The sequence below is a fragment of the Amycolatopsis sp. NPDC051903 genome (assembly GCF_044452505.1).
In the GTDB taxonomy this organism is placed as follows: Bacteria; Actinomycetota; Actinomycetes; order Mycobacteriales; family Pseudonocardiaceae; genus Amycolatopsis.
In genome coordinates this window covers 1-1,188 of the sequence record NZ_JBITBT010000017.1, presented here as the reverse complement: position 1 = coordinate 1,188, position 1,188 = coordinate 1, and the positions used below count along the sequence as shown (strand labels likewise).

The following is a 1,188-nucleotide window of genomic DNA, read 5'->3' as shown; positions in this document are numbered from 1 at the left end:
TCGCGATAGCCGCCCTTGTCGCGGTCGTTGCGGAAACCGCCACGGTCACGGTCCTGGTAGCCGCCCTTGTCGCGGTCGTTCCGGAAGCCGCCTCCGTCTGCGCGGTCATTGCGGAAGCCCCGGTTGTCGCGGTTGCCACTGCGGTCGTCCCGGTCGTTGCGGTAGCCGCTGCTACCACCGCGGTTGTCGCGGTAGCCGCCGGAGCTGCGGTCGTCCCGGAAACCTCCGCGGCCGCCCTTGTCGTCGCGGAAGGTGCCGGAGCCGCGCTTGTCGTCGCGGTAGCCGCTGCCGGAAGGGCGGTCCTTGCGGAAGCCGGTGTTGCCACCGTCGCGGTCGTTGCGGAAGCCGCCGCCGCGGTTGTCGCGCGAGCTGCGGCCGTCCCGGTCGCCGCGGAAGCCGGAGCCGCCGCGGTCGTTGCGGAAGCCGCCGGAGCCGCGGTCGTCCCGATCGCGGTTGTCCCGCGGGCCGCCCGAGCGGTTGTCGCGGTAGCCGCCACCGGAGCTGCGGTCGTTGCGATAGCCGCCGTCGCGGTCGTTGCGGTAGCCGCCGCGAGAGCCGGAAGAGTCGCGGTCTTCCCAGCGGCGGCCGGAGGCGGACTTGCCCTGGGGCCGGCCGCCGGAGCGGTTGTCGAAGCCGGTGCGGGGGCGGTCGTCGCGCTTGCCGGCGAACCCGCCGCGCTCGCCACCGTCGTTGTCCCGCGACGGGCGGTTCTGGAATCCGCCGCCCCGCACGCCGCGGTCGTCGCGGCGGGGACGTCCCTGGTAGCCGCCGTCGCGTCCGCCGCGGTCCTGCCGCGCGCCGCGCCGGTCTCCCCGGGGCGCGTCCGACCGGTTGCCGCGGGAGCCGTGGTCGCGGCGAGCCGACCGGCCGGACCCATCATCCTCTGAGTCACGTCGACCGAACTCGGACACCTGGCCTCCTGCCATCGCTGAACACTCTTGAAATCTCGTGGGCGGCCCGGTAGGGGGCCGACTGACCATCCTACGGGGCCGTTCGGAGCACCCCACGCGCGCGTCCGCGCACGATCGCGGCCCGCACAGCAGTGAGCCCCGGGAGAACTCGAGGTTCTCTACCGGGGCTCACTCCTGAGTAAAGTTCGGCGGCGTCCTACTCTCCCACAACCCTTCGGTTGCAGTACCATCGGCGCTACCAGGCTTAGCTTCCGGGTTCGGAATGGGACCGGGCGTT

Annotated in this window: 1 rRNA gene and 1 pseudogene; both read right to left on the bottom strand. The window is 73.1% G+C overall.

Annotation, left to right across the window (positions count from 1 at the left end):
• A pseudogene (locus tag ACIA77_RS29575) lies at positions 1 to 911 on the bottom strand (hypothetical protein); the annotation flags it as partial.
• A 183-nt stretch (positions 912 to 1,094) separates the two neighbouring features.
• Positions 1,095 to 1,188, bottom strand: a 5S ribosomal RNA gene (gene rrf / locus ACIA77_RS29570); the annotation flags it as partial.